Raw genomic sequence first — 25,409 nt, forward strand, 5'->3', positions numbered from 1 at the left:
GCGCCGGAGAGAGCGCCGGGCTGAGAAGAATGAGTAAAGGGGAAGATGGATTTGACAAGACGCATTCCGTGGAACAACGACTGGGCGTTTACCGAGACCTTTGACGAGGCGTTCCTCAACGGAGCGGGGGAGAGCACTATGGTGCGGCTGCCCCACACCTGCAAGATGCTCCCTCTCCACTATGCCGACGAGCACGACTACCAGATGGTGTGCGGCTACCGCCGGACCTTTGACGTGCCGGAGCAGTGGCAGGGCAAGCGCCTCTTCCTCACCCTGGAGGGCGCGGCCCACCAGGCCACCGTGTACGTCAACGGCAGGGAGGCGGCCAGCCACTCCTGCGGCTACACCGCCTTCACCGTGGAGCTGACCGATCTGGTGGCGTACGGGAAGGAGAACACAGTGGCCGTCAAGCTGGACACCCGGGAGAGCCTGGACCAGCCCCCCTTCGGCCACGTCATCGACTATATGACCTTCGGCGGCATCTACCGGGAGGTGTACCTGGAGGTGAAGGAGCCCGCCTTCCTGTCCGACGTGTTCGTCCGCACCCCGGAGCTGGACAAGGCCCTGGTGGACCTGGCGGTGGAGAACAGCGCCCTGGCGGACACGGTGGGCCTGACCATTCTGGACGGCGCGGGCCGGACCGTCTTTACCGGCGCGGCCAAGGCGGCGGAGGCCATCCGCGATTTCTCCTGTCAGGTGGCCGGCGCACAGCCCTGGTCCCCCGACAGCCCCGCCCTCTACACCCTGGAGGCCGCCCTGAAGGACGCCGCCGGTACTGTGCTGGACGTGAAGAAGGTCCGCTTCGGCTTCCGCACCGCCCGCTTTGAGAAGGACGGCTTCTACCTCAACGGGAAGAAGCTGAAGATCCGGGGCCTGAACCGGCACCAGAGCTACCCCTACGTGGGCTACGCCATGCCCGCCTCGGTCCAGCGCCACGACGCGGAGATCCTCAAGTATGAGCTCCAGTGCAACGCGGTGCGCACCAGCCACTACCCCCAGTCCCACCACTTCCTGGACGCCTGCGACGAGCTGGGCCTGCTGGTGTTCACCGAGATGCCCGGCTGGCAGCACATCGGCGGCGAGCACTGGAAGGACGTGGCCTGTGACAACACCCGGGACATGGTCCTCCAGTACCGCAACCACCCCTCCATTGTGCTGTGGGGCGTGCGCATCAACGAGTCCCAGGACGACGACCCCTTCTACACCCGCACCAACGCCATCGCCCATGAGCTGGACCCCTCCCGCCAGACCAGCGGCGTGCGGTACCTCTGGAAGAGCAGCCTGCTGGAGGACGTGTACGCCTTCAACGACTTCTCCCACGCCGGCAACAACGCCGGTCTGCTGCCCAAGTGGCTCATCTCCCCGGGCAAGGAGAAGGGATATCTGATCAGCGAGTACAACGGCCACATGTACCCCACAAAATCCTTTGACACCGCCGCCAACCGGCTGGACCACGCCCTGCGGTTTGCCACCGTGCTGGACGCCATCTACGGAAAGGACGAGGTGGCGGGCGGCTTCGGCTGGTGCATGGCCGACTACTACACCCACGGCGACTTCGGCTCCGGCGACCGCATCTGCTACCACGGCGTGCTGGACATGTTCCGCAACCACAAGCTGGCCGCGGCGGTGTATTCCTCCGCCGGGGACGGCGCGCCGGTGCTGGCGGTGGGCTCCGAGATGGACATCGGCGACTATCCCGCCGGCAGCATTGGAGACAACTACATCTTCACCAACGCCGACTTTGTCCGGGTCTGGCGGGACGACCGCCTGCTGGGCGAGTACCGCCCCACCGGCAAGCGCTGGAAGCACCTGAAGCACCCGCCCATCCCCTTCAACGACACCATCGGCGACGCCATCGAGAAGGGGGAGGGCTGGAGCCACCGCAAGGCCGAGGCCCTCAAGGACTCCCTGCTGGCCATCCAGCGCTTCGGCGTGAAGATCCCGGCCAAGTACATCCTCAAGACCGGTCTGCGGGCGGTGCGCTATCTGGCCGGTCCGGGCACCTTCTCCCGGCTGTACGCCAAATACTTTGAGAACTGGGGCACCTCCGCGCCGGTGTACCGCTTCCAGGCGGTGAAGGACGGCAAGGTGGTGGCTGAGATCTCCAAGTCCTCCAACGCCAAACTGAGCATCCGCGCCGACGTGAGCGCCTCCACCCTCACCGAGGGGGACACCTACGACGCCGCCGCCATCCGGGTGCGTATCGCGGACGAGAACGGCTCCACCGCCCCCTACGCCCAGCTGCCCGTCCACTTCGAGGTGTCCGGGCCTGTGGAGCTCATCGGGCCGGACACGGTCTGCTCTGACGGCGGCATGTGCGGCACCTACGTCAGGACCACCGGCCGGACGGGCGCCGCCACCCTGCGCATCACCGCCCCCCAGACCCAGCCGGTGGAGCTGACCTTCCAGGTGAAGGCCGCCTCTGCCGACAGAGACTGAACGGGGCATCGAAACCGTATACAGACAGAAAGCCCGGCTTCCCATTGGGAAGCCGGGCTTTGTGCAGTTTATTTCCGCATTTCGCTGTGGGCCTGGCGGAGTTCGGCCAGGATGGTGTCCCGGGCGGCCCGGCCCTTGTCCTTATCCATGGCGGGCACGCCGGAGAGGGGATAGGGGATGCCCAACGCCTCATACTTGGCCGCGCCCATGGTGTGGTAGGGCAGCACCTCCAGCCCCTTCAGGTTCCGGAAGGGGGCGAGGAGCCTGCCCAGGGCCTTCAGCTCCTGGGGGGCGTCGGTAAGGCCGGGCACCACCACATGGCGCACCACCATGGGCACCTTTGCCCGGTCCAGAGCCCGGGCGAAGGAGAGCACCGGGGCCTGGTCGTGGCCAGTGAGGTTGCGGTGGCCCTCCGGGATGGCGTGCTTCACGTCCAGCAGCACCAGGTCGGTGACGGCGAAGAGGGCGTCGAACTCCCCCTGCCGCTCAGGCCGGTACACGATGCCCGAGGTGTCCAGGCAGGTGTGGATGCCCCGCTCTTTAGCGGCGGTGAACAGCGCAGTGAGGAAGGGCAGCTGGAGCAGGGGCTCTCCGCCGGTGGCGGTGATGCCCCCCCGGCGGTAAAAGCCCTTGTTCCGCTCGTAGGCGGCCAGCAGCTCGTCCACCGTCATCTCGGTGCCGCCCTCGGTGGCCCAGGTGTCCGGGTTGTGGCAGTAGAGGCAGCGCATGGGGCAGCCCTGGAAGAACACCACAAAGCGGACGCCGGGGCCGTCCACCGTGCCGAAGCTCTCCACCGAGTGGATGCGGCCGGTGTTACATGCTCTCATGGAAGGTGCGGGCGATGACCTCGTCCTGCTGCTCCTTGGTCAGCTTGTGGAAGTTGACCGCGTAGCCGGACACCCGGACGGTGAGCTGGGGGTACCTCTCCGGGTGGGCCTGGGCGTCCAGCAGGGTCTCCTTGGTGAACACGTTGACGTTGAGATGGTGGCCGCCCTTTTCGGCGTAGCCGTCCAGCAGGGAGACCAGGTTGTCGATCTGGGAATCGGTGACGTTCATGGAACTTTGCTCCTTTCGGGGGGATGAATGAAGTACGGTTTTACTCCTCTTCGTCGCTCAGGTTGGGCTCGCAGCAGGCGCAGTCCGGGTCCATCTCAAAGGTGATGGCGTCGTCGAAGAAGATCTGGTCGTCCTTGCCCAGGGCGCCGGGGATGATGGAGAAGGTGTTGGAGATGCCGTCCTGGGCGTCCTTAAAGGGCAGCTTGGACACCGAGCTGAGGGAGGCCACGGCGCCGTGGGTGTCCCGGCGGTGCATGGGGTTGGCGCCGGGGGCGAAGGGCTCGCCCGCCTTCCGGCCGTCGGGAGTGGAGCCGGTGTTCTTGCCGTAGACCACGTTGGAGGTGATGGTCAGGATGGAGGTGGTGGGGATGCCGCCCCGGTAGGTGTGGTTGCCCCGGACGTAGTCCATAAAGCCCTGGACCACGTTGTAGGCGATGGAGTCCACCCGGTCGTCGTCGTTGCCGTACTTGGGGAAGTCGCCCTCCACCTCATAGTCCACCACGATGCCGTTTTCGTCCCGGATGGTGCGCACCTTGGCGTACTTGATGGCGGACAGGGAGTCGGCCACCACGGACAGCCCGGCGATGCCGGTGGCGAACCACCGCTTCACGTTCCGGTCGTGGAGGGCCATCTGGATGCGCTCGTAGCAGTACTTGTCGTGCATGTAGTGGATGATGTTCAGGGTGTTGACGTACACGCTGGCCAGCCACTTCATCATGTCCTGGAAGCGGTCAATCACCTCGTCGTAGTCCAGGTACTCGCTGGTGATGGGCCGGTACTTGGGGCCCACCTGCTTCTTGGAGATCTCGTCCACGCCGCCGTTGATGGCGTACAGCAGGCACTTGGCCAGGTTGGCCCGGGCGCCGAAGAACTGCATCTCCTTGCCCACCCGCATGCTGGACACGCAGCAGGCGATGGTGTAGTCGTCGCCGTGGGTGACCCGCATCAGGTCGTCGTTCTCGTACTGGATGGAGGAGGAGAGGATGGAGGTCTTGGCGCAGAAGCGCTTGAAGTTGATAGGCAGCCGGGTGGACCAGAGCACCGTCAGGTTGGGCTCGGGGGCGGTGCCCAGGTTCTCCAGGGTGTGGAGATAGCGGTAGGACATCTTGGTGACCATGCTCCGGCCGTCGATGCCCATGCCGCCGATGGACTCGGTGACCCAGGTGGGGTCGCCGGAGAAGAGGGCGTTGTACTCGGGGGTGCGGGCGAACTTGACCAGCCGCAGCTTCATGATGAAGTGGTCCACAAACTCCTGGATCTGCTCCTCGGTGAAGGTGCCGGCGGCCAGGTCCCGCTGGGCGTAGATGTCCAGGAAGGTGGAGGTGCGGCCCAGGCTCATGGCCGCGCCGTTCTGCTCCTTGATGGCGGCCAGGTAGCCGAAGTAGAGCCACTGGATGGCCTCCTGCACGTTGGCGGCGGGCCGGGAGATGTCAAAGCCGTAGATCTGCCCCAGCTCCTTGAGCTCCTTGAGGGCCTTGATCTGCTCGCTCAGCTCCTCCCGCTCCCGGGTGACGCCGGAGTACATGATGATGCGGGTGGTGTCCTTCTGGTGCTGCTTGTCCTCAATGAGCCGGTCCACGCCGTAGAGGGCCACGCGGCGGTAGTCGCCCACGATGCGGCCCCGTCCGTAGGCGTCGGGCAGGCCGGTGATGATGTGGCTGGAGCGGCAGGCCCGCATCTCGGGGGTGTAGGCGTCGAATACGCCCTCGTTGTGGGTCTTGCGGTGCTTGGTGAAGAACTCCACGATCTGGGGGTCCACATGGTAGCCGTTCTGCTCACAGGCCTTCACCGCCATGCGGATGCCGCCGTAGGGCTGCAGGGCCCGCTTGAAGGGCTTGTCGGTCTGGAAGCCCACGATTTTCTCTCTGCGCTTGTCCAGATAGCCCGGCCCGTGGGAGGTGATGGTGGAGACGATGCTGGTGTCCATGTCCAGCACGCCGCCCTTCTCCCGCTCCTGGCGGGACAGGTCCATGACCTGGTCCCACAGGGCCTTGGTGTCCTCGGTGGGACCGGCCAGGAAGGACTCGTCGCCGTCATAGGGGGTGTAATTCTTCTGGATGAAGTCCCGGACATTGATCTCCTTCTGCCACACGCCGGGGGTGAAGGAGTCCCACTCCGGTACGATACGCGTTTCTTCCATAGAAGTCTCCTTTGGTACAGATTTGGTTGCCGGGCGGATTGCAATACCGCAATGGTTAGCTTATGCTAATTATACTATTTTGGTATGGATTCGTCAAGAGCAGCGTAAAGCGAGTTGTAAAAATAGACATTCGACCGAAAAAGTATACCCTTTTTGGGGGGAGGTTGTCAAGGAACGTCAAACAGGAGACAAAGAAGAGAAAAATGTCCGGTTGTGGAGGACAGATGGGTCCTCGGGGCGGAAGGACGCGGCCAGCTCGTTGAAGGCTTTGGCCTTCTCCACGTCCCCCAGGTGGTACCAGCAGACGCACAGCTGAATGGCAGGCAGGTAGCCGTAGCAGTCAGGGGAGACGAAGGCGCCGGAGGTGTCGTCCCGCTTCCGGGTGAGGGCCAGCTCATACCAGAAGGCGGCCTGCCGCCACCGCGCCCGGGCTAAAAACCAGCCGCCGATATCGCAGCACACCTCGGCCCGAGGGGTGTCCAGGGCCAGGCTGCGGAGCAGGGGAGCGAGGGCGTCCTCCCCCCGGCCCAGGGCGGCCATGCACTTGGACAGCAGGCGGCAGGCGTCGATCTCGTTCTCCAGCCAGCCCTTCCCGCTGTCCAGAAAGGCGGTCAGCTCCGCCGCCGCGTCGGCAAAGCGGCCGTGATACCACAGCTCCCGGGCGTAGTAGAACTGTCCTCTGGGGTCCAGAGCCTTGCCCGCGGCCATCTGGGCCTCGTAGATGCGCAGATTGCGGTCCGGGTCTCCGGAACCCTCCTTTTTGTGGCTCACCGCCGCGTCGGACCAGCGGACTTGGCCGGCAGGGGTGATGGCCTCGTGGACCGCCCCGGTCCAGCGGAAGCGGGGGTCGTTGCGCACCACCCGCTCCCGGTAATAGGTAAAGGTGGGCTGTCCCTGGGGGTCAAAGGCGGTGTGGTAGGGCAGCATGACCACGTCGGCCTCCGGTAGCAGCGCCTCCCGCATGGCCCGGAACCGGACCCGGTCGGGCGCCTCGATCACGTCATCCGCGTCCAGCCACATGTAGTAGTCGCCGCCGGCCTTGTCAAAGGAGAAGTTCCGGGCGGCGGCGAAGTCGTCCACCCATAAAAAGTCAAAGATCTTGTCCGTGAACCGCCGGGCGATGTCCTTGGTCCCGTCGGCGCTGCCGGTATCCACAATGATGATCTCGTCCACCAGATCCGCTGCGCTCTCCAGGCACCGGCCCAGCACGGCCTCCTCATCCTTCACGATCATACACAGGCTGATGGTACACACAGGCGTCCCCTCCCAGTTTTCCAGACTCCCTCCATCCTATGCGGCTGCCCTCATAATTCCACCGTGGAGCGCATACCCGTGGACAGAGGAGGTGGTACCATGGCGTTTTTGGAGCGGCTGGGGGACTTTATATGGAACCCGTGGCTGCTGGGGCTGTTTCTGCTGGCGGGGCTGTACTGTTCGGTGCGGACGGGGTTTTTCCAGCTCTTCGGGCTGCCGCTGTGGCTCAGGACCACCCTGGGGTCGGTATTCCTGGGAAATAAGAAAAAGAGGGGCCGGGGCATCACCCAGCTCCAGGCCCTGTCCACCGCCCTGGCCTCCACCATCGGTACGGGCAGCATCGCCGGGGTGGCCACCGCCATCTTCTACGGCGGTCCGGGGGCGGTGTTCTGGATGTGGGTGTCCGCCTTTCTGAGCATGATGACGGGCTGCCTGGAAAAGATCCTGGCCGTCCGCTACCGGGAGCCATCCCCCGAGGGGGGCTGGCAGGGGGGACCCATGTGCTATATGGAGCACGGCCTGGGCAGCCGGGGGCTGGCCTGCCTGTTCTCCCTGTGCTGCGTGGGGGCCTCCCTGGGGGGCGGCAACATGGTCCAGGCCAACTCCATTGCCACCGCGCTGGAGCACAGCTTCGGCTGGGACCGGCTGGCGGTGGGGGTGGTGACGGCAGTCCTCACCGGAGCGGTCATCCTGGGGGGCATCGGCCGCATCGGCGCGGTGAGCGAGAAGCTGGTGCCCGCCATGGCCCTGCTGTTCATCGGCGGCAGCGCGGTGGTGCTGGCGGTCAACGCCTCCGCTTTGCCCGGGGCGCTGGAGGCCATTGTCACCGGGGCCCTGACCCCGTCGGCGGCGGTGGGCGGCGGCCTGGGCTACGGCATGGCCCGGGCCATGCGGTACGGCGTGGCCCGGGGGGTGTTCACCAACGAGGCGGGCATGGGTTCCTCGGCCATGGCCCACGCCGCCTCTGACGTGAAGGAGCCCGCCGAGCAGGGCATGTGGGGCATCTTTGAGGTCTTTGTGGCCACCCTGGTGGTGTGTACCATGACCGCCCTGGTCATCCTCACCACCGGCGTCTACCACCCGGCGGATGCCCTGGCCGCCATCCAAAATGGCACGGTGTCCGACGCCATGCTGGGCGCGCCCCTGTCCGCCGCCGCCTTTTCCACGGTGTACGGCCCATGGGGCGGGGCATTCGTGGCGGTGTGCCTGCTGCTCTTCGCCTTCACCTCCCTGCTGGGCTGGAGTTACTACGGCGAGCGGGGGCTCCAGTACCTCACCGGCTCCCACCGGCTGCGTCCGGCCTACCGGTCGGTGTTCCTGGTGATGATCGCGGTGGGGGCCGCGGGGGACATGTCCGCCGTGTGGCAGATGGCGGACATCTTCAACGGCCTCATGGCCCTGCCCAACCTGACGGCTATCCTGCTGCTCTCGCCGGAGGCCCTGGCGCTGTGGCGGACGTGGGTGGGGGAAAGGGGGAGAAAACAGGCTCTTTCTTGCATTTCCAGAGGGAAATCGCTATACTGAAATCAGAATTCGGGTTCCCCGGAAGGAGAGAGAGCTGTGAAGGAGATCGTGGTGCTGACGCCCCTGCGGGAGATGAAGGAGCGGGCGGAGGAGATCGTCCGGGAGCAGGGCTACCACAACGTGGAGGTGCTGCTGGGCAGCATGAGCGAGGGTGTGGAGGTGGCCCGCCAGGCCATCGCCCAGGGCGCCGAGCTGATCGTCAGCCGGGGCGGCACCTACCAGTTGGTGAAGGAGGCCTTCCCCATCCCGGTGGTGGAGATCAAGGTGTCGGCCTACGACGTGCTCCAGAGCTTTGAGCAGGTGGACGACCCCAACGAGACCATCGGTGTGGTGGGCTATTCCAACGTGGTGGACGGGTACGACCTGCTGCGCAAACTGCTGCCCAACCCGGTGGTGCTGGTGGAGCTGAAGCGGGAGAGCGACATCTACGCCGTCATTGAGGACCACAAGCGCCGGGGCATCAAGACCTACATCGGCGACGCCAATATCACCCGCATCATCCGGGAGCTCAACTGCAACGGCATCATGATCCAGTCCCAGAAGGCCTCCATCCACACCGCCATCCAGGAGGCCCGGCGGATCCTCCGGGCCACGAAAGAGGAGAAGCGCCGGGCCCAGCAGATCGCCACCATCACCGACTTTGTCCACGACGCCATCATCGCCATCGATGAGAACGAGAAGATTACGGTTTACAACCGCCGGGCGGAGCAGGTGTTCGGTGTGCCCCAGGAGCGGGCCAGGGGACGGCTCATCTCCGACGTGGTGCCCAACACCAAGCTGCCCGAGATCCTGGCCACCGGAATCCCCCAGCTGGGGGAGTTGCAGAACCTGTGGGACTCCCGTATCGTCACCAACCGGGTGCCCATCACGGTGGACGGGGAGGTGAAGGGGGCGGTGGCCACCTTCCAGGACGTCACCGAGGTGCAGAACCTGGAGGAGAAGATCCGACGCTCCATGAGCGAGAAGGGGTTTATCGCCAAGTACACCTTTGACGACATCGTCTACGCCAGCCGCCAGATCGCCGAGTGCATCAAGACCGCCAAGAAATTCGCCATGTACGATACCCCCATCCACATCTGCGGCGCCTCCGGCGTGGGCAAGGAGCTGTTCTGCCAGAGCATCCACAACTACAGCCGCCGCCACCTGGGGCCCTTTGTGGCGGTGAACTGCGCGGCCATCGCCCCGTCTCTGATCGAGAGCGAGTTCTTCGGATATGAGGAGGGCTCCTTCACCGGCGCACGGAAAAAGGGCAAGACCGGCATGTTCGAGCTGGCCCACAACGGCACGCTGTTCCTGGATGAGATCAGCGAGATCCCCATGGAGCTCCAGGGCCGCCTGCTCCGGGTGCTCCAGGAGAAGCAGGTCATGCGCCTGGGCGGCGGCCGGGTCATCCCCATTGACGTGAAGATCATCACCGCCTCCAACAAGTACCTGAAGCGGGAGATGGAGGAGGGCCGGTTCCGCAAGGACCTGTACTACCGCATCAACGTGCTCACCCTCCGCATCCCGCCCCTGGACCGCCGCCGGGAGGACATCCCCGCCCTGACCCGCTACTTTATCCGCAAATACTCGGAGAAATACGGCAAGCCCCTGCTGGAGCCCACCCCGGATGTGGAGCGCTATCTGCTCAACCGGAAGTATGAGGGCAACATCCGGGAGCTGGAGGGGCTCATCGAGCGGTGCGTCATCCTGTCCTCTTTTGACGCCATCCTGGCCGAGCGGGAGGCGGAGAACCGCTCCGCCCAGCCGCCGGCGCAGGAGAGCGCGCCGGTGTGCACCGACGTGCTCCCGCCTGACTGGGACGGGCTGGATCTGCGGAGCCTGGAGCAGAAGTACATTGAGATGGTCTATCAGAGGACAGGGGGAAATATCCAAAAGACTTGTGAAATTCTTGGCATAAATCATACAACTCTATGGAGAAGACTCAAGGAGCAGACAAGTACTGTTTAAAAAAGCAACATGAGTTGCAAATTAAAACACAAATGCGTTGCAATATTAAACACTTGTTTGCAGTTTGTTCATAAAATTCCTGGAAATAAGGGGTTTTCGACTTGGCACAGGATTTGCATTGAAACATAGTACGTGGCCCGGAGAGAGACGGGCAAAGCTGAATAGGAGGGATTTCGTAATGCATATTCTGAAAATGGTCAAGAAAGTCCCCGGCGGTCTGATGATCGTCCCCCTGCTTCTGGGTGCTGCCTTCAACACCTGGCTGCCCGGCCTGATCACCCTGGGCGGCAGCGGCACCTTCACGTCCTACCTGTGGAAGTCGGGCGCCATGCCCATCCTGGCAGTGTTCCTGTTCTGCAACGGCGCGCAGATCAACGTCAAGCGGGCCGGTATCCCCCTGGCCAAGGGCGTGGTCTTGACCGTTGTCAAGGTCGGCCTGGGCATTATCCTGGGCGTGCTGGTCAACAAGATCTGGGGTCCCAACGGCATCCTGGGCATCGCGCCTCTGGCCATCGTGGGCGCCATCTCCAACTCCAACGGCGGCCTGTACGCCGCTCTGGCCGGTGAGTTCGGCGACGAGACCGACGTGGGCGCCGTGTCCATCCTGTCCATCAACGACGGTCCCTTCTTCACCATGGTGGCCCTGGGCGCCACCGGTATGGCCGACATCCCCTTCATGACCCTGGTTGGCTGCGTGCTCCCCATCGTGGTTGGCTGCATCCTGGGCAACATCGACGAGGACATCCGGGAGTTCTGCGCCCCCGGCGCCACCATCATGATCCCCTTCTTCGCCTTCCCTCTGGGCGCCGGCCTCACCTTCACCAACTTGATCAGCGCCGGTCTCCCCGGCATCCTGCTGGGCGTGGTCTGCACCGCTGTCACCGGCCTCATCGGCTACCTGGTGTATAAGATCGGCCGCGTGAAGCGTCCCCAGGTGGGCGCCGCCATCGGCACCACCGCCGGCAACGCCGCCGCTACCCCTGAGGCTCTGGCCAACGCAGACCCCACTCTGGCCATTGTGGCCGCCTCCGCCACCGTCCAGATTTCCGCCGCCATCATCGTCACCGCCATCCTCTGCCCCCTGCTGGTCACCTTCCTGGACCGCGTGGAGCGGAAGAAGCACCCCGAGCGCTATGTGGATGACAACCGGGAGAAGGCTGCCATTGACGGCGAGATGGTCTGATTGGCCGTCCGGACAGCACAGACGTATACGATTCGTACATAGGAGGGAACCCCGTTGAACAGATATCTGATCGTTGCGGATGACTTTACCGGCGCCAATGACACAGGCGTACAGCTGAAGCGGCGGGGCGTCCCCACCAGCGTGGTTTTCTCCAGCGACTTTATCGCCTCCGAGGGCTCCTTCGTCCTGGACACCGAGTCCAGGGCCCTGGGGCCGGAGGAGGCTGCCGCCGCGGTCCGCGCCGGACTGAAGGGCGTGGACCTGACGTCCTTCGGCCGGGTGATGAAAAAGGTGGACTCCACCCTCCGGGGCAGCGTGGCCGCCGAGATCAAGGCCGTGGATCAGCTGTACGGCAGCGAGCTGGTGGTCTTTGCCCCGGCCCTGCCCGACCTGGGCCGCACCACGGTGGGGGGCGTGCACCTGCTCAAGGGAATCCCCATCACCCGCACCGAGCTGGCCAAGGACCCCAAGACCCCTGTCACGGAGGACAACATCACCAAGCTGCTTCAGGCGGTGTACGACGAGCCGGTGACCCATATCTCCGAGGACAAGGTGTCCGCCGGGGAGATCGACTTCTCCGGCGGTCGGGTCTTCACCTGCGACAGCGCCACCAACGCGGACCTGCGCTCTGTCATCCGGGCGGCTGTGGCCACCGGAAAGCGGACGCTGTGGGTGGGCACCGCCGCCATGGCGGACCATCTGCTGGGCGTGGAGGTGGACGTGCCCCCGGCCCTGGCCGTGGTGGCCAGCGTCAGCGCTGTCAGCCGGGAGCAGGTCAACTTTGCCGCCGGTGAGGGCATCCCCCTGGTCAGCGTGCCCATTCCCGAGCTGCTCACCGGCGAGCAGAAGCTGGAGACCTACGTGGAGCAGACCGTGGCGCTGCTGAAGGAGGGCAAGGACGCCATCCTGGCCTCCTCCGCCTCCTGCAACCGGGCCGAGCTGGACCGCTCGGTGGCGGTGGGCGAGAAGCTGAACCTGAACCGGGAGCAGGTCAGCGGCTACACCCAGATGGTCATGGGCGGGATGACCCGGCTCATCCTGGAACAGACCCCGGTGTCCGGCCTGTTCCTCACCGGCGGCGACACCGCCCTGGGCTTCTTCATGGAGGCCCGGAGCCTGGGCTCCTCCATTGTCACCGAGATCGCGGTGGGCATCCCCATGATGCGCCTGTCCGGCGGTCCCTTCGCCGGGCTGAAGGTGGTCACCAAGGCGGGCGCCTTCGGCAAGGAGGACGCCATCACCTTTGCACTGAGAAAACTGAAGGAGGTGATCCCCGAGTAATGGCTCGTTTTGGCATTACCATGGGCGATCCCTGCGGGATCGGCCCGGAAATCATTCTGAAAGCCCTGAAAACCAGAGGCGACTACCTGGACCGCTGCCTGGTCTTCGGCAGCGCCGCGCTGCTGGCGCACTACAACGAGAAGTTCGGCTACGGCTTTACCATCCGTACAGTCTCCCACGGGGCGGAGGCGGCAGACGGCTGCCTCAACGTGGTGGACCCCAATCCCATCGCCCTGGAGGACATTACGGTGGGTAAGGTCTGCGCCACAGGCGGCAAGTGCGCCTTCCTCTACGTGAAGGCGGCCATTGACGCGGCCCTGGCCAAGGAGATCACCTCCGTGGTCACCGCCCCCCTCAACAAGGAGGCCCTCCACCTGGCCGGGTACAACTACGCCGGCCACACGGAGATCTTTGGCGAATTCACCCACGGCGACCATTTCGCCATGCTGCTGTGGAGCGACAAGCTGAAGGCCATCCATGTCACCACCCACGTCTCCCTCCGCCAGGCCTGCGACCTGTGCACCAAGCAGCGGGAGATGGACGTGATCCACCTGTCCTGGGACACCCTGAAAAAGGTGGGATACGAGAATCCCCGCATCGCGGTGGCCGGCCTCAACCCCCACGCGGGCGAGAACGGCATCTTTGGCGACGAGGAGATCAAGGAGATCGGCCCCGCCATTGAGGCCTGCAAGGCCGAGGGCATCAACGTCACCGGACCCGTGCCGCCGGACACCGTGTTCCTGCGGGCGGTAAAGGGCGAGTTCGACATGGTGGTGGCCCAGTACCACGACCAGGGGCACATCCCCCTGAAGATGCTGGCCTTTGACTCGGGCGTCAACATCACCGTTGGCCTGGACGTGGTGCGCACCAGCGTGGACCACGGCACTGCCTTTGACATTGCGGGCAAGGGCATTGCAAAAGAGGACAGCCTGCTCAAGGCCATTGAGATCGGCGAGAAGCTCTGAGAAACATAGACGGTCGTACGCGGGGCGGCGATCAGGACCGCCCCCACCATTCTCTCTTACGTGGGGCGCGGCTCCTGCGCCGCCCTGTATTGCCGTCCAACACAGTGAAGGAGGAAATACCCATGCCCGTCATTCAGTTCCCTTATGGCAAGGAGACCCTGTCCATCGACATCCCTCAGGAGCGGCTGAGCGCCGTCCTGACCTCCGAGATGCACGACTACAAGCCTGAGCTGTCCCAGGAGGAGCTGGTCTGCCAGGCCCTGGAGCACCCCATCGGCACCCCCAAGCTGTCCGTCATGGCTGAGGGCAAGAAGAAGGTGGTGGTCATCGCCAGCGACCATACCCGTCCCGTGCCCAGCAAGATCATCATGCCCCAGATGCTCGCTGAGATCCGCAAGGGCAACCCCGACGCCGACATCACCATCCTCATCTCCACCGGCTGCCACCGTGAGACCACCAAGGAGGAGCTCATCAACAAGTTCGGTCCCGAGATCGTGGAGAAGGAGAAGATCGTGGTCCACGACTGCGACGATCCCACTCAGGTCAGCCTGGGCAAGCTGCCCTCTGGCGGCGAGCTGATCATCGACCGTCTGGCCGTGGAGGCCGACCTGCTGGTGGCCGAGGGCTTCATCGAGCCCCACTTCTTCGCCGGCTTCTCCGGCGGCCGCAAGAGCATCCTGCCCGGCATCGCCAGCCGCAAGACCGTCATCTATAACCACAACGCCGAGTTCATCGCCAGCGACCGGGCCCGCACCGGTATCGTGGACGGTAACCCCATCCACATCGACATGCTCTACGCCGCCCGGGCCGCCCATCTGGCCTTTATCTGCAACGTGGTCATCAACTCCGACAAGGAGGTCATCTACGCCGTCTCCGGCGACGTGGACCAGGCCCACATCGCCGGTCGTGAGTTCCTCAGCTCCAAGTGCAAGGTGGACGCCGTCATGAGCGACATCGTCATCTCCACCAACGGCGGCTACCCCCTGGACCAGAACATCTACCAGGCCGTCAAGGGCATGACCGCGGCCGAGGCCACCGTCAAGGAGGGCGGCGTCATCATCATGCTGGCCAAGTCCAACGACGGCCACGGCGGCGCCGAGTTCTACAAGACCTTCAAAGAGGAGAAGGACCTGAAGCGGATGATGGCCACCTTCCTGGCCACCCCCAAGGACCAGACCCGCATTGACCAGTGGCAGTCCCAGATCTTCGCCCGCCTGCTCATGCGCGCCACCGTCATCTACATCTCCGACGCCCCCGACGACATGGTGTCCGACCTGCACATGATCCCGGCCCACTCCCTGGAGGAGGCCCTGAAGAAGGCCGAGGAGATCGTGGGCAACCCCAACGCCAGCATCTGCGCCATCCCCGACGGCGTGTCCGTCATCGTCATCTGAGCCTGAACCGGCAGACAAAATTCAACGGGAGCCCGCCGCCGCAGGTGCGGCGGCGGGCTTTTCCACTTCAGGGGGAATATATGTGAAAAAAGTTGTCCTGATTCCCGACTCCTTCAAGGGCACTCTGTCCTCTGCCCAGATCTGCGAGATCATCGGCGGCAAGGTGGCCGAGCACTTCCCGGGCTGCCAGGTGGTGTCCATCCCCGTGGCCGACGGCGGCGAGGGCAGCGTGGACTGCTTCCTCACCGCCCTGGGCGGCGAGAAGGTGAAGGTCACCGTCAAGAACCCCTACTTTGAGGACATGGAGGGCTTCTACGGCCTCATCGACAACGGCGAGACCGCTGTCATCGAGATGGCTGCCTGTGCCGGCCTGCCCCTGGTGGAGGACCGGAAGGACCCCCGCAAGACCACCACCTACGGCGTGGGCCAGCTGATCCTGGCCGCGGCGGCCGGGGGCGTGAAGAAGATCATCGTGGGCCTGGGCGGCAGCTCCACCAACGACGGCGGCTGCGGCGCGGCCGCCGCTGTGGGCGTGAAGTTCTACAACGACAAGGGTGAGACCTTTGTGCCCACCGGCGGCACCACCCACGAGATCGCCCGCATCGACATGTCCGGCCGGGACAAGAGCCTGGAGGGCGTGGAGATCGTCACCATGTGCGACATCGACAACCCCATGTACGGCCCCACCGGCGCCTCCCACGTGTTCGGCCCCCAGAAGGGCGCCGACCCGGAGATGGTCCTCTTCCTGGACGAGGGAATCAAGCACCTGGCCGAGGTCATCCAGCGGGATCTGGGCCAGGACATCGCCCTCATGCCCGGCTCCGGCGCCGCCGGCGCCATGGGCGCGGGCATGGTGGCCTTCTTCGGCTCCCGGCTCCAGATGGGCATTGAGACCGTGCTGGACACCGTCCGCTTTGCCGACGTCATCGCCGACGCGGACATGATCTTTACCGGCGAGGGCAAGATCGACAGCCAGTCCCTCCGGGGCAAGGTGGTCATCGGCGTGGCCAAGCGGGCCAAGCTCCAGAACGTGCCCGTCACCGTCATCGTGGGCGGCGCGGACAACGACATCGACCCGGCCTACGGCATGGGCGTCACCGCCGTGTTCTCCATCAATCGCCTGCCCGAGGACTTCTCGGTCTCCCGGTACAAGAGCGTGGAGAATATGACCCTCACCGCTGACAATGTCCTCCGCCTCATCAAGGCGGCGGAGCAGCTGAAGGGCTGAGCATCCTGGATATGAAAAACGGAAGGCCGTCAGGCCTTCCGTTTTTTTCAGCTGTTTTTCCACCGCAGAGCCCGGAGCGCGTCCTTCTGTTCCGGGGTGATGCGGTAGCTCTCCACCGCCTTCTGGATGGTCTTGTTATAGGTCCACTGGTCCAGCCGGCGGAGTGTCAGATAGGGGAGGGCGGCGTCGTACTGCTTGGCCAGGGCGGTGGCGAAGTACCAGGCCACCATCATCCGCACATAGTACTCCTCGCTCCTCACCTCCGCCGCCCAGTCCAGGTACTCCGGGCGGAAACACTCGTCCAGATAGAGGGACAGCAGCATCTCCAGGCCGAAGCGGACGGTGTAGGTGTCCCCGCTGTCCAGCCAGCGCCGGATCTGCCCGGGGAGCTGGGGCGGGTGGGAGCGGAAGGCCCTGGGGGAGAGCAGGTCGCAGGTGGCCCAGTTGTCCACATGGGGGAGAAAGGTATCCAGTCCTGCCACTGTCTCCTCATAGCCGGACCGGGCGCACAGGAGCAGGCCGTGGAGGTTGTTCTCCTCGTAGTAGTGGTGGGGAAGCGTCTGGAGAAATGCCTCCGCCTCTGCCGTGCCCTTCAGCTCCTTTGCCAGCTTCCGCAGGGCGGGCATCCGCACACCGATGACCCGCTCCGGGTCCACGGTGGGCATCAGCTTGGCCTGAAACTGCCGGTAGTCCAGATCCTGGAGGGCAAACAGCTTTTCCTGTATGGTGTCCATATCCATACCCCTTCCGCTGTGATGTGCTCCCAGTATAGCACAGAATCCGCGGTATGTCAGGCCTGTTCCTTCCAACCCCGGTTCCGGAGCTTGCACACGCCCTGGGTCATGGTGCCCATGGGACAGAAGGAGCACCAGGTTCTGGGCCGGTAGAGGACCATGACAATGAGGCCGATGAGCAGGGAGGTGAGCATCAGGCTGTAGAAGCCGAAGCTGAACTGGGCCACCCAGTCGGGGACCATACCGGCGGTATAGGTCCAGCCCCAGGGCACCCGGATGGTCCAGAAGAGCTTGATGACCTCACGCAGGGAGGAGGCTCCGGCAAAGACCAGCCAGGTCTGGAACAGCATGTTGCCGAACATGGCCAGGAAAAAGACCAGGAATCCGTACCGGAAGCCCTTGGAGGCCATCCAGCGGGGCGCGGGCTTTCCGCGGGACAGCTTCAGCCGTCCTCCCAGGAGGGAGAAGAGCTGTCCCCGTCCGCACAGGTTGTTGCAGAAAAACTTGTTCCCCCCAAAAATGGCCAGGGCCAGGGGGAGGAGAAAGTCGATCATGCCCAGCCAGGCAAACAGGATGTTGAAAAAGCCCAGGGCAAAGAACAGAATGGACCAGAGCCAGAGATAGTCGTACCAATGTGTCTTTTTCACGCCTGACCCTCCCGTTCCAGCAGTGTAATGCAGTCCGCAGGGCAGACCTTGGCGCATTTTCCGCACCCCACGCAGCGGACCGGCTCCACCGCGGCAAAGCAGCCCCGATGGACTGCCACAGCGCCTCTGGGACATTCCTTTGCACAGGCCCCACAGGCCACGCAGCGCGACCGATTCACCTCAGCAACTCGTTTTGACAGCATACAGACCTCCAAAACTCTCTGATTTCAGGCGGGCGGACAGACGCCCCCCGATTCCAGTACAGTATACCGGAACCGGGGGGCGGTGTATGTGACTGTCTTACACTTCAGGTCAGGGCGCGCAGCTTTTCCCGGTCGGTGACCGTCACCTTGCCCCGGCTGAGGGATACGATGCCCTCCTGGGAAAAGTAGCGGAGCACCTTGGTGACCACCTCCCGGGCGCTGCCGATGCACCGGGCGATCTCGTCGTGGGTAAGGGGGATGACCGGGCCGTTTCGCAGCATCTCATCCCACAGAAAGATGGCCACACGCCGGTCGATGCCCATAAAGAGGATCTGCTGCATGGTCCACATGATATCGGAGAACCGCTCGCTGGCTGTCTTATAGAGAAAAAGCTCGGCCCTGGGGTGGTTCTGGAGGATAGGGGACAGGATGGCCGACGGGATGGTGACGGCCTGGGTGTCCTCCATGGCCTCAATCAGCACGTCGAACACAATGGCGTCCATCAGGCAGGAGGAGGACATGACGCACAGTTCTCCCGCTCTTACCCGGTAAAGGGTGACCTCCCGGCCCTCTTCGGAGAGAAGATACACCCGCAGCTGGCCGGACAGGAGCAGAAGCAGGCCCTGGCACTCCTGGTCTGCCCGGTGGGTGACCGTGCCCTTGGGCACGGCGGCGGAGAGAAGGCTCCGTTTCAGGGTATCCTGCTCTTCGGCACTGAGCTCCGGCCAGAAGGGGAGGGTATGGGCCAGCAGATGTTCCGGATTGTCCATGGTTATCACCTCGGTTGGCCTGACGGCGAAGGATATCCCCATTATACGTGATTTTCATGCCGGATACAACGGCATGGGGAAAGAGAAAAAATTTGAGCGGGATACTTGACAGGACAGGGCGCCGTCGCTATAATGAACATTGTTCATATTGGAGGTCGGGCCATGAATACCGTTGTCACATCCAAAGAGGAGATCCTTGCCGCCAGCCGGGAGCTGATTCGCAGCCGGGGCTGGTCCGCGGTCAGCATCCGCTCCGTGGCGGGCGCCTGCGGCGTGTCGGTGGGGTCCATCTACAACTACTTTGCCTCCAAGGCCGACCTGGTGTCCGCCACGGTGGAGAGCGTCTGGTGCGACATCTTCCACCTGCCGGAGCAGGAGGAGGTGTTCCGGGACACCCTGGCCTGCGTCTCCTGGATCTACGGGCGCATGGAGTACGGCTGTCGGGCGTATCCCGGGTTCTTCACCCTCCACTCCATGGGCTTTCTGGGCATGGAGAAGGCCGGCGGCCGGGAGCGGATGGAGCAGACCTGGCAGCACATCCTGGGGGGACTGTGCGCCGTACTGAAGCGGGACCCCAAAGTCCGGACTTGCGCCTTTGACGGTGAATTCACGGCGGAAAAGTTTGCGGACATCCTGTTTTCCCTCTTCCTGTCCGCCCTGCTCCGGGAGGACTATGACCCGTCCCCCGTCCTGGAGCTGATCCGGAGAACCGTCTACTGATTGTCCCCGGAGCCTTGAAGCAGAACATACCCCGCTCTCCCATCTTTCCGGGCCTGTGGCCCGGGGATGGGCGCGGGATTTTTTTAGAGTCAAAATGAACAGCGTTCAGATAAGGAGCGATATGATATGAAAGTACAGAAGAATACCCTCCTGCTGCTGGCCTGCCTGGTGTGGGGGGCGGCGGGATTCAATATCCTGCGGATCGGCGTCCTGGCCTACCCGGCCTATGTCACAGCGGTGAACCTGCTGCTGTCCGCCGTGGTCTTTGTGCTGTTCCAGCGCTTTGTCTTCGGGAGGCTGGTGAAAAAGCACACCGGCCGCATTGCGGGCATGGAGGAAAAACTCCAGTTTTTTCTGAAATTTTTTGACGGAAAGGCCTTTGCCATCATGGCGGTGATGATGACCGGCGGCATCGGCCTGCGGGCCTCCGGCCTGGCGCCGGAGCGGTTTATCGCCGTGTTCTACTCCGGCCTGGGGGCGGCCCTGCTGCTGGCCGGGTGCCTGTTCGGCCGGAACTACGGGAGGGCGGTCCGTGCGGCAGCGTGCGGTTGATATAGAGAAAGAACGAAAAACAAGGAAAGGAACATTACCATGCAGGCAATTGCAGAGACCCTGTTTGACGTGGTCTATCTCATTTCAGTCATTACCATCGGTATCCTCATGATCCGGGGCAGCGGAGGCCGGAACCAGTACCGGCTCTTCGGCGTGATGGCCGTGGTGCTGGGGGCGGGGGATGCCTTCCACCTGGTGCCCCGGGCGGTGGCCCTGTGCACCACCGGTCTGGAGCACTACACCGTACCCCTGGGGCTGGGCAAGTGGATCACCTCCATCACCATGACCATCTTCTATGTGCTCCTCTACTATGTCTGGCGGCAGCGCTATCAGATTCAGGGAAAACACGGCGTCACCGCTGCCGTGTACATCCTGGCTGGTCTGCGGATTTTCCTGTGCATGATGCCTCAGAACGACTGGCTCAGCGCCTCCGGACCTCTGTCCTGGGGTATCTGGCGGAACATCCCCTTTGCTCTGCTGGGTGTGCTGATCATCGTCCTGTTCTACCGCAGCGCCGGGGAACGGAACGACCGGGCCTTCCGCTGGATGTGGCTGACCATTGTCCTCAGCTTCGCCTTCTATATCCCGGTGGTCCTCTGGGCCGACGTGGTGCCCATGATCGGCATGCTGATGATCCCCAAGACCTGCGCCTATGTGTGGACCGTGCTCATCGGCTACCGGACCATGACGAACGAAAAATAAGGAGGAATTCTGTATGAAACGCTATGCCAATACTGCCGTGGCCTACGCCGTGATCGCCATGATCTTCGGCGTGTTCTACCGGGAATTCACCAAGTTCAATGGCTTCACGGGCCGCACTGTGCTCTCCGCCATCCACCCCCACTACTTTGTCCTTGGCGTGGCCTTTTTCCTGCTGCTCCTGCTGCTGGAGAAGGCCGTGGGCTTTTCCGGCGCCGGCACGGGAAAGGTGCTGGCCGTGTACCACGTGGGCCTGAACCTGACCGGCCTGACCCTGCTGCTCTGGGGCGTGGTCCAGGTGCTGGGGACCAGCCTGTCCTCCGCCCTGAACGGCGCGCTCTCCGGCGTGGCGGGTATCGGCCACATCCTGCTGGGGATCAGCCTGCTGCTGATTCTCCTCCAGATCCGGAAGTCCGTGTCTGCCGGAACGTAAACCGCCTCACAAAAGAGCCGCCCGGGTGCGCTATGTGCGCCCGGGCGGATGTCTGTATGGACAGGGAACAAACATAAGGACGTGCCGGACAGGAATAGGATACCTTACCATGCAGAAAAATGGAGGGTGATGGTATGCTGACAGCATGGCTGCTTCTGATGCTCAACGGGCTCTTCGTCACACTGCGGCTCTCCGGGGGGAACGGGGGCTCTTTCCCGCGGCCCCTGAAGGCGGAGGAGGAGCGGATGTACCTGGAGCGCTGCGCCGCCGGGGATCTGGAGGCCCGGAACGTCCTGATCGAGCACAATCTCCGCCTGGTGGCCCACATCATCAAGAAGTATTACACCCAGACCGACGACCAGGACGACCTGATCTCCATCGGCACCATCGGGCTCATCAAGGGGATCTCCACCTTCAAGGCGGATAAGAACGTGCGCCTGGCCACCTATGCCAGCCGGTGCATTGAAAATGCTATACTATCGTAGCAGAACAATCGGCGATTGAGGTGGCGGAACGGGTGTCTTTTGAGGCAAAATGGCGCCTGCTGGCACAAGTGGAATTCCGCTGCTATATTCTGATTTCCAATGTATCAGGTGCAGTAAAAGTAGCCCCTCTCCAAATTTTGCAATTTCCAGTGGTGCTGCCGCACAAGTTTCAGGACGCAGAAAAGTTCAATTTACGGTTTTCGGACTTCTCAGAAATCACCGAAACGGCGGACAAGCTTCGATGGCTCCGATACCAGAGAGGGCTGCGGCAAAGAGATGTAGCGGACTACGCCGGTATCGATCGGAGCACCTATGTTCACTACGAAGAATATGGAAAAGATTTCTACTCACCGGAGCACATGGAGAAAATCGCGCAGCTTTTTGAAGTGCCGGTCGATATGCTTCTGGATGACTACAATCTATTTCTGAGAAATGGTCAGGGTGAGCAGATCAAGGCGATCCGAACGAAACTGGGGCTGACGCAGAGACAATATGCGGACAAGCTGGGCGTCAGCCTTGGCAGTCTCAAGCAGTGGGAGCAAAACCGCAAGCAGATATTCAAATCCACGTGGGAGAAGTATTTCAAGCAGAGGCTTGAACATTGCGAATAATTCTGATAGAATTATCATAGAATAATTCAGGAGGTGTTGACCCATGATTATCAAATCTTCTACTGCGCTTCGCAACGACTACGGCACGATCTCTGATCTGGCGCATGAGGAAGCGGAACCTATCTATATCACAAAAAACGGCGAGGGTGATCTTGTCGTGATGAGCATTGAAGCCTTTGAACAGCGAGAGGAAACCTTAAAGCTGCGCATAAAGTTGGAAGCGGCGGAGGCATCCCGGCTTTCCGATGCACCCTCCTATACGCTGGAGGAATCCAGGAAACGGCTGGAGGCGATCTATCAGCGTGGCTAATCTCGTGATTCTGGAACCCGCCCAGCGGGAGCTTGAAGAAATTGCGCAGCTCCACATGAACCTTGTGGGGCCAAACTCAGCGAGGAACATCACCAATCTGATTCTGGATACGCTTTCCCGTCTGAAGATGTTCCCGTTGTCCGGCCATATCCCGCTGGATAAGGAACTGCGAAACGGCGGATACCGCTATGTCATCGCGGGAAAATATATCTGCGTGTATCGGCTGATTGCTGAAACGGTCTATGTTTACCATATTGCCTACGGCGCAAGCAATTATCCGACCCTTTTCAAACGGCTTCTGAAAGAAGAAAATCAATAAGAATATGCAAGGAGCATCTACAAAACCGAGCAGACCGGCTTCACTTGAGGCCAGTCTGCTCGGATTTATGTATTACTTCCGCTTTTTCAGGTGCTTCACTGCTGCATCTACCAGTTCCAGCTTCTGCTCCGTGGAACAGGGCAGCTTCTGGACGCTCTTCAGCACTTGTTCGGACTGGAACTTCGCCAGTTCCTGTGCAAGCTCCTGGTTTGCTTGCTGTGATTTAGGGAAAATCAGAAATACTTCCATCGCTGCCCTCCTTTCCAGAGCATTTGCTGTTTCACTCTATGCGTGTTTTCCGGTGCGTATGTAGACAGATAAAACGTGTTTTTCGGGGATACAGGGGAAATCGTATTGCTCGGTGCATTCTGCGGTGCGGGAAGCCTTGGAAACACTGGCTTTTTCGGCACCTAATTGTCTACGCCGGAGCGCCGTCTGCGGGCGGATTTTGCTTTCTGCTGCCGGTGGACTTTGGCCGCGCATTCGCGGCAGTATTTCGCCCGACCAGAGCGGGCGAGGAAGTCCTTGCCGCAGACCTGACAGCGGTGCAGCTTCTTCGGGGTGAGGATGGCCTGCTCCAGCTTCGGCTGCTCCGGCAGCACGGCATGGCGGAACCAGCGGCAGATCAGGCTGTGGGAGATGGCCTGTGGGCAGGTGCCATCCAGCGGCAGGCAGTCGCCGTCTGCGAAGTTGCAGCAGCGCTTGACCAGCTTGCGCACGCTGCGAACTTGTCCCGGCGTCAGGCGGAAAAGCGTGCCGTCCGGCAGGTGCTCGATGGGGTCAAGTCTGCGCATTCGTTTCCTCCTTGGCGATGAGTTTAGCATCCGCCGGGTAATTCAGCGTAATGAGGGCGGGCTTGCCCAGCCCCTGCTTGCGGCGGACGATCAGGCCGCTGTACTCCAGTTCTCGAAAAATCCGCGTGGCGCTCTGGCGGCTGCGGTGGAGCTTGGCCTGTGCCTGTTCCACTGTGAAGTACAGCCGGATGGTGCCGTCCGGCTCGACATAGCCATTCTGCCGGGAGATGCTGGCTCTGTCCAACAGCAGCGCGTAGAGCACTTTTGCGTCGTTGCTGATCTCACAGAGCGTTTCGTCTTGCAGCAGAAACCTCGGAAGCGGCACATAGGATGCCGCCGGGCTGTCAGTGGTAAACTTACAGAATATTTTCATCTGACCTCCTGTCCTATCCATCCTATCAGGCGTATTGATTGGATTGATGGATGAGTTTCTTGTATCTTGATTTATTTCTTATTGATTAGGGGATGAAATTCAGCCTAAATGAACGTCGCGGAAACCGTCGTCCTGAAATCCGTTTTCGGAACCCTCCGGAGCGTCAACTTGTCCACTGCCTGGAAAACCGGTGCCGGAAAAGCCACACATGGAAAACCCCGTTGTGGTCACAGCTCGTCCTTCTGCCGCATTTTCAGCAGCTCCCAGATTTCGGCTTGCCGTGCTTTCAGCTCGGCAACGTCGTCTGCATAGAGATGCCCGGTGCTGTTGATGCGGCGGCAGATCTGGTTTATGTTTGCAGCGATCCTGCTGACGGCGGCAGCCAGCTTTTTCTGCTCGGTGTAGTCCACCTTGATGATGTAGCCGTCGATCAGCATCTTGCGGGCGTATGCGCCGAAATTGTGGGTTCCTAGCTGGCGCATTTTGTGCTGGATCAGGCTCAGCTCCTGTTCATTCAGGCAGATTTCCTTGCGGATGGGTCGTGTGCGATCCGGCATGGCTTACCTCCCCAGCAGTTTCATGGGAACGGCGGTCATGCGGGTATGGTTGTGGTGAATGATCATGGTGGTTCTCCTTTTGGTTTTGATAAAATTTGGTTGAAAGACGGTTTGAAGCATTCGTCTGCCTTTCACAATCCATCGGACAGAAAAGTCGAAAAAGTCAGGCGGCGTCAGAAAAGAATTTTCCAAAGTCCTTCTCACTTTCCAACGGACAATTTTTTTGAAATTGGGGGGAATGCAAAAATCTTTTTCTGCAAAGCAAAGTGCCTGCTTAAAAACCCTTTCACTAGACAACGGACAAAATGAAGCGGGGTGTCACGGTTCTGTCACAAGCGGCAGAAAAAAGAAGCGCCTGCCGTTCAGGCAAGCGCTTCAAAATGGCGTTGGTTATTCCATTATATCTTCAAAAAATTCCTCGGTTTCCTGCATTAACCGGCAGACGCCGTCTGCCTCGTCCCGCTGCTGCAAAAGCTGAGCAAACGCCCGATAGAGTGCAATCTGCCGACGCTCGATTGCGCCGCGATTCAGGTGCATGGCCTCAGCCGTTTTGCGGATGGACAGTCCCTCGGAAAAGCGTTTCCGAAACAGATCGGCGTAATCATTGAGCACGGTTTTGAGGGATTGCTGAGCAAAAGCAAGGTCCTCACACATGGCTTGATAAGCTTCACGGCCTGATACACCGATGTACTGCTTGCGCTCCCGGATCAGCTGATAAGGTAGAATAAGTTTCGCAAAAAGAAAAAGAGACATGGTTTGCAGATCTCTGGTAGAATGAAGTCGCGACA

Annotated in this window: 28 protein-coding genes and 2 pseudogenes; 17 read left to right on the forward strand and 13 right to left on the reverse strand. The window is 62.1% G+C overall.

All coding sequences use genetic code 11. The features are described from left to right. Nucleotides 1-45 precede the first annotated feature (45 nt). Complete coding sequence (locus Q0K23_RS06220) at nt 46-2,439, forward strand: glycoside hydrolase family 2 TIM barrel-domain containing protein (RefSeq protein WP_294519350.1); 2,394 nt, start codon at nt 46-48, stop codon at nt 2,437-2,439. A gap of 68 nt (nt 2,440-2,507) precedes the next feature. Here the strand turns inward: Q0K23_RS06220 and pflA are convergent, their stop codons facing one another. The 4 genes from pflA to Q0K23_RS06240 form a co-directional block, all read right to left on the reverse strand. Beyond that, nucleotides 2,508-3,266 carry a pyruvate formate-lyase-activating protein gene (gene pflA / locus Q0K23_RS06225; protein ID WP_294519353.1) on the reverse strand — a complete coding sequence of 253 codons (759 nt, stop codon included), beginning with the start codon at nt 3,264-3,266 and terminating at the stop codon, nt 2,508-2,510. Beyond that, nucleotides 3,253-3,495 carry an autonomous glycyl radical cofactor GrcA3 gene (gene grcA3 / locus Q0K23_RS06230; protein ID WP_294519357.1) on the reverse strand — a complete coding sequence of 81 codons (243 nt, stop codon included), beginning with the start codon at nt 3,493-3,495 and terminating at the stop codon, nt 3,253-3,255. The genes pflA and grcA3 overlap by 14 nt, the downstream gene beginning before the upstream one ends. Before the next feature lie 40 nt (nt 3,496-3,535). Further along, nucleotides 3,536-5,620: a formate C-acetyltransferase gene (gene pflB, locus Q0K23_RS06235; RefSeq protein WP_294519428.1), complete on the reverse strand. Its 2,085-nt coding sequence runs from the start codon at nt 5,618-5,620 to the stop codon at nt 3,536-3,538. A 192-nt stretch (nt 5,621-5,812) separates the two neighbouring features. Then, nucleotides 5,813-6,889, reverse strand: a complete 1,077-nt coding sequence (locus Q0K23_RS06240; RefSeq protein WP_294519361.1) for a glycosyltransferase family 2 protein — start codon at nt 6,887-6,889, stop codon at nt 5,813-5,815. 99 nt (nt 6,890-6,988) lie between these two features. Between Q0K23_RS06240 and Q0K23_RS06245 the strand changes: the two genes are divergently transcribed. From Q0K23_RS06245 to Q0K23_RS06275, 7 genes are all read left to right on the forward strand, one after another. Beyond that, nucleotides 6,989-8,413: a sodium:alanine symporter family protein gene (locus Q0K23_RS06245; protein ID WP_294519364.1), complete on the forward strand. Its 1,425-nt coding sequence runs from the start codon at nt 6,989-6,991 to the stop codon at nt 8,411-8,413. A gap of 36 nt (nt 8,414-8,449) precedes the next feature. Continuing rightward, nucleotides 8,450-10,363: a sigma-54-dependent Fis family transcriptional regulator gene (locus Q0K23_RS06250; RefSeq protein ID WP_294519367.1), complete on the forward strand. Its 1,914-nt coding sequence runs from the start codon at nt 8,450-8,452 to the stop codon at nt 10,361-10,363. A 178-nt stretch (nt 10,364-10,541) separates the two neighbouring features. Continuing rightward, nucleotides 10,542-11,546: a 2-keto-3-deoxygluconate permease gene (locus Q0K23_RS06255; RefSeq protein ID WP_294519370.1), complete on the forward strand. Its 1,005-nt coding sequence runs from the start codon at nt 10,542-10,544 to the stop codon at nt 11,544-11,546. A 54-nt stretch (nt 11,547-11,600) separates the two neighbouring features. Next, a complete protein-coding gene (locus Q0K23_RS06260) occupies nt 11,601-12,827 on the forward strand; it encodes a four-carbon acid sugar kinase family protein (protein ID WP_294519373.1) in 1,227 nt (408 codons plus the stop codon). Next, nucleotides 12,827-13,792, forward strand: coding sequence for a 4-hydroxythreonine-4-phosphate dehydrogenase PdxA (pdxA, locus tag Q0K23_RS06265; RefSeq protein ID WP_294519376.1), 966 nt, complete (start codon nt 12,827-12,829; stop codon nt 13,790-13,792). The genes Q0K23_RS06260 and pdxA overlap by 1 nt, the downstream gene beginning before the upstream one ends. A 122-nt stretch (nt 13,793-13,914) precedes the next feature. Next, entirely contained in the window at nt 13,915-15,186 is a 1,272-nt protein-coding gene (larA, locus tag Q0K23_RS06270) for a nickel-dependent lactate racemase (protein WP_294519379.1), read from the forward strand. An 82-nt stretch (nt 15,187-15,268) separates the two neighbouring features. Next, entirely contained in the window at nt 15,269-16,414 is a 1,146-nt protein-coding gene (locus Q0K23_RS06275; protein WP_294519382.1) for a glycerate kinase, read from the forward strand. Between the two features lie 47 nt (nt 16,415-16,461). Here Q0K23_RS06275 and Q0K23_RS06280 read toward each other — a convergent pair whose 3' ends face one another. The 4 genes from Q0K23_RS06280 to Q0K23_RS06295 form a co-directional block, all read right to left on the reverse strand. Further along, a complete protein-coding gene (locus tag Q0K23_RS06280; protein WP_294519385.1) occupies nt 16,462-17,154 on the reverse strand; it encodes a DNA alkylation repair protein in 693 nt (230 codons plus the stop codon). A gap of 50 nt (nt 17,155-17,204) precedes the next feature. Beyond that, nucleotides 17,205-17,795 (reverse strand): 4Fe-4S binding protein, encoded by a 591-nt coding sequence (locus tag Q0K23_RS06285; protein WP_349231027.1) that lies wholly within the window; start codon nt 17,793-17,795, stop codon nt 17,205-17,207. After that, nucleotides 17,792-17,998 (reverse strand): 4Fe-4S binding protein, encoded by a 207-nt coding sequence (locus tag Q0K23_RS06290; protein WP_294519391.1) that lies wholly within the window; start codon nt 17,996-17,998, stop codon nt 17,792-17,794. Before Q0K23_RS06290 ends, Q0K23_RS06285 begins: the two co-directional genes overlap by 4 nt. 104 nt (nt 17,999-18,102) lie before the next feature. Then, nucleotides 18,103-18,768 (reverse strand): Crp/Fnr family transcriptional regulator, encoded by a 666-nt coding sequence (locus Q0K23_RS06295; RefSeq protein ID WP_294519394.1) that lies wholly within the window; start codon nt 18,766-18,768, stop codon nt 18,103-18,105. A 162-nt stretch (nt 18,769-18,930) separates the two neighbouring features. Between Q0K23_RS06295 and Q0K23_RS06300 the strand changes: the two genes are divergently transcribed. The 8 genes and pseudogenes from Q0K23_RS06300 (at nt 18,931) to Q0K23_RS06335 (ending at nt 22,897) form a co-directional block, all read left to right on the forward strand. Then, complete coding sequence (locus tag Q0K23_RS06300) at nt 18,931-19,488, forward strand: TetR/AcrR family transcriptional regulator (RefSeq protein WP_294519397.1); 558 nt, start codon at nt 18,931-18,933, stop codon at nt 19,486-19,488. A gap of 126 nt (nt 19,489-19,614) precedes the next feature. Next, a complete protein-coding gene (locus Q0K23_RS06305) occupies nt 19,615-20,040 on the forward strand; it encodes a hypothetical protein (protein ID WP_294519400.1) in 426 nt (141 codons plus the stop codon). 39 nt (nt 20,041-20,079) lie between these two features. Then, a complete protein-coding gene (locus Q0K23_RS06310) occupies nt 20,080-20,742 on the forward strand; it encodes a hypothetical protein (RefSeq protein WP_294519401.1) in 663 nt (220 codons plus the stop codon). 13 nt (nt 20,743-20,755) lie between these two features. Then, nucleotides 20,756-21,172 carry a DUF2871 family protein gene (locus Q0K23_RS06315; RefSeq protein ID WP_294519404.1) on the forward strand — a complete coding sequence of 139 codons (417 nt, stop codon included), beginning with the start codon at nt 20,756-20,758 and terminating at the stop codon, nt 21,170-21,172. Between the two features lie 134 nt (nt 21,173-21,306). Next, nucleotides 21,307-21,651: pseudogene (locus Q0K23_RS06320) on the forward strand (sigma factor); the annotation flags it as partial. A 38-nt stretch (nt 21,652-21,689) separates the two neighbouring features. Then, nucleotides 21,690-22,268, forward strand: a complete 579-nt coding sequence (locus Q0K23_RS06325) for a helix-turn-helix domain-containing protein (protein WP_294519407.1) — start codon at nt 21,690-21,692, stop codon at nt 22,266-22,268. Between the two features lie 43 nt (nt 22,269-22,311). Beyond that, nucleotides 22,312-22,578: a type II toxin-antitoxin system Phd/YefM family antitoxin gene (locus Q0K23_RS06330; protein WP_294519409.1), complete on the forward strand. Its 267-nt coding sequence runs from the start codon at nt 22,312-22,314 to the stop codon at nt 22,576-22,578. Then, nucleotides 22,571-22,897, forward strand: a complete 327-nt coding sequence (locus Q0K23_RS06335) for a type II toxin-antitoxin system RelE/ParE family toxin (RefSeq protein ID WP_294519413.1) — start codon at nt 22,571-22,573, stop codon at nt 22,895-22,897. Before Q0K23_RS06330 ends, Q0K23_RS06335 begins: the two co-directional genes overlap by 8 nt. Nucleotides 22,898-22,969: 72 nt before the next feature. Here the strand turns inward: Q0K23_RS06335 and Q0K23_RS06340 are convergent, their stop codons facing one another. The 4 genes from Q0K23_RS06340 to Q0K23_RS06355 form a co-directional block, all read right to left on the reverse strand. Continuing rightward, nucleotides 22,970-23,146 (reverse strand): hypothetical protein, encoded by a 177-nt coding sequence (locus tag Q0K23_RS06340; protein ID WP_294519416.1) that lies wholly within the window; start codon nt 23,144-23,146, stop codon nt 22,970-22,972. Between the two features lie 161 nt (nt 23,147-23,307). Then, nucleotides 23,308-23,691 carry a cysteine-rich VLP protein gene (locus Q0K23_RS06345; protein ID WP_294519418.1) on the reverse strand — a complete coding sequence of 128 codons (384 nt, stop codon included), beginning with the start codon at nt 23,689-23,691 and terminating at the stop codon, nt 23,308-23,310. Next, nucleotides 23,678-24,064 carry a replication initiator protein A gene (locus tag Q0K23_RS06350; RefSeq protein ID WP_294519421.1) on the reverse strand — a complete coding sequence of 129 codons (387 nt, stop codon included), beginning with the start codon at nt 24,062-24,064 and terminating at the stop codon, nt 23,678-23,680. The genes Q0K23_RS06345 and Q0K23_RS06350 overlap by 14 nt, the downstream gene beginning before the upstream one ends. 227 nt (nt 24,065-24,291) lie before the next feature. Beyond that, nucleotides 24,292-24,621, reverse strand: coding sequence for a MobC family plasmid mobilization relaxosome protein (locus Q0K23_RS06355; protein ID WP_294519423.1), 330 nt, complete (start codon nt 24,619-24,621; stop codon nt 24,292-24,294). Between the two features lie 45 nt (nt 24,622-24,666). Between Q0K23_RS06355 and Q0K23_RS06360 the strand changes: the two genes are divergently transcribed. Further along, a complete protein-coding gene (locus Q0K23_RS06360) occupies nt 24,667-24,930 on the forward strand; it encodes a hypothetical protein (protein ID WP_294519426.1) in 264 nt (87 codons plus the stop codon). A gap of 81 nt (nt 24,931-25,011) precedes the next feature. On the opposite strand, the pseudogene Q0K23_RS06365 reads toward Q0K23_RS06360, so the two are convergent. Continuing rightward, nucleotides 25,012-25,409: pseudogene (locus Q0K23_RS06365) on the reverse strand (hypothetical protein); the annotation flags it as partial.

It is taken from the genome of uncultured Pseudoflavonifractor sp., from assembly GCF_944387275.1.
GTDB lineage: Bacteria > Bacillota > Clostridia > Oscillospirales > Oscillospiraceae > Pseudoflavonifractor > Pseudoflavonifractor intestinihominis.